At 23.2% G+C, this 4,393-nt stretch carries 5 protein-coding genes; all 5 read left to right on the forward strand.

Going from position 1 to position 4,393, the window contains the following annotated elements:
• Positions 1 to 318: 318 nt before the first annotated feature.
• From HNP67_RS06470 to bdr, 5 genes are read left to right on the forward strand one after another with little or no spacing between them, the layout of a single operon-like run.
• Positions 319 to 1,419: a plasmid maintenance protein gene (locus HNP67_RS06470; protein ID WP_184125707.1), complete on the forward strand. Its 1,101-nt coding sequence runs from the start codon at positions 319 to 321 to the stop codon at positions 1,417 to 1,419.
• 9 nt (positions 1,420 to 1,428) lie between these two features.
• Positions 1,429 to 1,995, forward strand: coding sequence for a DUF226 domain-containing protein (locus tag HNP67_RS06475; protein ID WP_106023133.1), 567 nt, complete (start codon positions 1,429 to 1,431; stop codon positions 1,993 to 1,995).
• Positions 1,971 to 2,711 (forward strand): ParA family protein, encoded by a 741-nt coding sequence (locus tag HNP67_RS06480; RefSeq protein WP_012672678.1) that lies wholly within the window; start codon positions 1,971 to 1,973, stop codon positions 2,709 to 2,711. Before HNP67_RS06475 ends, HNP67_RS06480 begins: the two co-directional genes overlap by 25 nt.
• Positions 2,712 to 2,770: 59 nt before the next feature.
• Positions 2,771 to 3,331 (forward strand): chromosome replication/partitioning protein, encoded by a 561-nt coding sequence (locus HNP67_RS06485; protein ID WP_010257492.1) that lies wholly within the window; start codon positions 2,771 to 2,773, stop codon positions 3,329 to 3,331.
• Between the two features lie 12 nt (positions 3,332 to 3,343).
• Positions 3,344 to 3,922, forward strand: coding sequence for a Bdr family repetitive protein (gene bdr, locus HNP67_RS06490; protein ID WP_010883862.1), 579 nt, complete (start codon positions 3,344 to 3,346; stop codon positions 3,920 to 3,922).
• Positions 3,923 to 4,393: the final 471 nt, after the last annotated feature.

Raw genomic sequence — 4,393 nt, forward strand, 5'->3', positions numbered from 1 at the left:
CAAAAAATTTTACAAAAAAATAGGGCTTAGCTAAATTCTCTATTATCTACTAAAGAAATTAGTTAAGCCCATGCTAAAATTTTTGCAAATTATCAAATAGGTAGTCAAAACTGAAAAATGTTCAAATAACTACGCTGTTTGTAGTGTAGCCCAATTTTAAATTAAAATCAATTTATATTTTCACTGAATTAAAAATTTCTATATTAATTTAACAAAATTAATAATTAAAATTTAATATTCTTTTAGAAAAGTATTTACTTTTAAATCAAAATTATGCATTATATTACTGAGTATTTATTATCAAATAGGAGAAAGAATATGAAAAATTTTCCAAATATCACAAAAAATCCCACTTGCTACAACAAACACCAACACAAATTAATATCTCTTACTTCAACAGTAGATTTTCTAAACAAAAAAGATAAGAAATACACACAACAAAACATACTCTATTACTATAATAAAAATCTAAAAAGAAATGGTCTAGCTCCCACTACTTTAAGAACAATGCAAAATTATCTTTACAAACTAGAAAAAGTATTAAAAGTTACAAATAACTACTATCAACATATGGGTGTAAATTGTGGGACTGAAATTTATTATAAACTAAAGTATCCTAAAAAAGAATGTTACCAGAAAATCAACATGTACTTTGAAGAGCGAAAAAACTCTAGATTTAAATCTAGAGTTAATAACCATTTTAAAGACAATGTTTCCAAAAATAGTAGTGTAAATTCAGTGGAGTGTTTAAGTAATAAAAATAATATAAAAGAAGAAAGAAAGATTAAAGAAATAGAAAAATATCAAGTAATAAAGTATTTCAATAAAAGCAACTTGTTATGTAAAGAAATTCTTCCGTTTTTATTAACATTAAATGTTGATAAAGATACTATGATTAAAATAATCAAAAACATAAAAAGAGTTGAAAATAAATTGCTAAAAAACACAAATTTAAATAAATCTTGCTTTAAAGAAAAGCAAGAGAAACTAAAAAGAATTTTAAATAACACTCAGAAAGAATTCAAACAAAATGGATATAACCCCGAACAATTAGAAATAAATTTACAAAAAGTATACGAAAGTTACAAATATAAACCCCATTTTATTATTGAAAATCATAAATATAGCGATTTAAACAATATAAAGTGTAAATTAGAAAAGTCGATTGAAAGAAAAAAAGAAAATTCTCAAAAAGATTATGAGAACTTAAAAACAAACATTTTCAATATCCTTATTGAACAACTAAAAAAAGAAACAAATATTGAAATTCTAAAGCCTATTGTAAAAGAATATTTGAATAACCAAAAGAAAATAGAATACAATAAAGTATTTGGTACATATCATCTTGAATTATCAGAAATAATAAAAAATGAAAAAAATTCTTTAACCACAGAAGAATTTAGCATAAAGGCCGTATGAGGATTTAATATGGAAAATGCACTAGAACCTATTGAAACTGTAAAAAAAGGTAAATGTAAAGTTGAATGCCAAAATAAAGAACGCTTTATTTTAATTGAAAAAGAAAATGGGAAAGCAATGTACCATACAAAAATAATGATGGATATTTATAAATTTGGAGTTTATGAGAAAAAACACGAATTTAGATTATCATTGAGGGCCTTATTTAATGGGGAAAGAATTGTTGAAGAAACTCACTTATACCCAATTAAAGAAGGAGATAAGTTTATTGGTATTTTTTATGGCTACAGAAAACCAATAAAAAAGCCATTAATAAAGTATCAAATAAACGGGGCTAGAAAAGCATATGCATTAGCAAGGGCATATTATATGGAATTTAGATTTAAAGCAGGAAGTGTTTTTTGCTATTTCAAGGGATTATATCGTTTATTAGATAAAAAAAGAACAAACAATCACTACAACAAAGTTTTATTTAGTATGTTTACGGATTTAGAACAACAAGTATATAAATTTTATGGGAAAAAATACCCGGAACAAGGACCGTTAATAAAATGGATACTAAAAAACCTAAAATAATAACAATAGCGTCAATCAAGGGCGGTGTTGGGAAAAGTACGAGTTCAATAATATTTGCGACATTATTAGCTCAAAAATATAAAGTATTATTAATAGACCTAGATACTCAAGCATCTACTACCAGTTATTTTTGTAAAAAACTTGAAAATCAAAAAATTGATCTTGTCAATAAAAACATATACAGAGTATTAAAAGATAAATTAGATGTAAATAATGCAATTGTAAATATTAAAGAGAATTTAGATTTAATACCAAGTTACATAACTTTGCATAAATTTTCAAATGAATTTATACCCCATCAAGAGTTGAGATTAAAAGATAGTTTAATCTTTTTAAAGCAAGATTATGATTATATAGTAGTAGATACTAATCCTAGTTTAGATTTTACTTTATCAAACGCTTTAATAACTAGCAATTGTGTAATAGTTCCAATGACGGCAGAAAAATGGGCAATAGAAAGTTTAGATTTATTAGAATTTCATATTGAAAATTTAAAAATAAAAATACCAATTTTTCTTCTTGTGACAAGGTTTAAAAAAAACAATACTCATAAAGAATTATTAAAATATGTTGAATCTAGGGAAAGATTTTTGGGATTTATTCATGAAAGAGAAGATTTAAACAAAAAAATTGCGGGCAATAATGAATTCAATATGGATAAAGACTATATTAATGAATATAAAGAAGCATTATCAAAATTTTTTGAGATATATTAAAAAATTTATTATAAAAAAAATCCAGATTCTGGACTTTTTTGAAATAAAGGAGATTTTTTATGAAAATAGAATTAAATAAAAGAATTTTGGCATCAGGGATAGATCCCGATGGTAAAAAAGAAGTGATTACCAATGAAGATAGAATTGCTCATTATAATGCTTTGAAAGATAGATTAAAGGCTAATTTTAGAAAAGAAATATATCATAAATTGGATAGCATCAAAATTTTGAAAGAAATAAAGGATAATCAATATTATAAAATTGATGGATATAAAAAATTTGACTATTTTATAAAAGATTATAAAATAGCTAGAAGTCAAGCTTATAATTACTTAAAATTAGCAACTGCGTTGCAAGAAGGAATTCTTAAAGAAGATTATTTAATAGAAAATGGCATTCATAATTCTCTTGATTTAATAAAGGATAAAGAAAGTCCAACATTAAAAAAGTCTAAACAAAATCCAATAAAACCTCTAAGATTTCAACTTAAAAATCAAGAAAGTTATGATTTTTATAAAAGCAATGCTAAATTTACGGGATTCTTGTTAGATAAATTATTTATGGATAAAAAAGAAATAATTAAAATAATTATGAAAGAATATAAACAATTAAAGGGATAATATGGAGGTTGTATGAACAATTTAGCTAACAGAACGTTTAACATAGGAAATATAAAAAACGAATTTTTAGAAATAGGATTTAGCGAAGAGGCAATAGATTTTGTTTTTCTTCATAATGATAATTATAACTTTGAGTTTTTAAAAGAGAAATTGATTAATTTAGAGAAGAATTTACAAAAAGATATATCTAATTTAGATATCAAAATAAATAATGTTAAAAACGAACTTAATGCTAAAATAGATAGTGTAGAGAAGAATTTACAAAAAGATATATCTAGTTTAGATATCAAAATAGATAGTGTAGAAAAGAATTTACAAAAAGATATATCTAGTTTAAACACCAAAATAGATAGTGTAGAAAAGAATTTACAAAAAGATATATCTAGTTTAAACACCAAAATAGATAGCGTAGAAAAGAGTTTGCAAAAAGATATATCTAATTTAAACACCAAAATAGATAGTGTAGAAAAGAGTTTGAATCAAAAACTTAGCATGGGTAACAGACTAGTACATTTTATGATAATAACAGCAGCAATTCTAGGTCCAATTTTAAATGCCCTATTTATGAGGTATTTACAATACATCAAATAATGATGTATTGTATAATTTGATTTTTAAAATGGTACATTATAATATTGATGAAGAGTATTATTAATTAACACTTAATTTTTGCTTTTTCATAAAGTAGAACTTATTTAAATTTTTTAACAAGATAACTTAAATAAGTTCTTTTATTTTAACAAATACAAATCGATTTTAATTCTAAATTAGAATATATTCAATTATTGAAAAGCTTTTTAAAATTATTTTAATAAGTGAATTCGGCTAAACCCTAACTTTATTAAATTCTTTAACAAGAGAATTTAATAAAGCTTTTATTAATTATAATAATTTCTGCAAAAAGTTGGCAAAAAACAATTAATAATATTTATAATATTATTATAAATATTATAGGAGGGAACTTAACCTATTTATGTTATTATAAATCCGATTTAGTTTGGGCTTAACTAAGTTCTTTTGTTTGAGAATATAGTTAAGCTCTTTTTTTTATAAAAATTGTTA

Source organism: Borreliella californiensis (assembly GCF_014205885.1).
Classification (GTDB): Bacteria; Spirochaetota; Spirochaetia; order Borreliales; family Borreliaceae; genus Borreliella; species Borreliella californiensis.

Excerpts from the sequence above, each read along its gene's own strand:
- HNP67_RS06480 (WP_012672678.1), top strand. The coding sequence starts at position 1,971 with ATGGATACTAAAAAACCTAAAATAATAACAATAGCGTCAATCAAGGGC.
- bdr (WP_010883862.1), top strand. The coding sequence starts at position 3,344 with ATGAACAATTTAGCTAACAGAACGTTTAACATAGGAAATATAAAAAAC.
- HNP67_RS06475 (WP_106023133.1), top strand. The coding sequence starts at position 1,429 with ATGGAAAATGCACTAGAACCTATTGAAACTGTAAAAAAAGGTAAATGT.
- HNP67_RS06470 (WP_184125707.1), top strand. The coding sequence starts at position 319 with ATGAAAAATTTTCCAAATATCACAAAAAATCCCACTTGCTACAACAAA.
- HNP67_RS06485 (WP_010257492.1), top strand. The coding sequence starts at position 2,771 with ATGAAAATAGAATTAAATAAAAGAATTTTGGCATCAGGGATAGATCCC.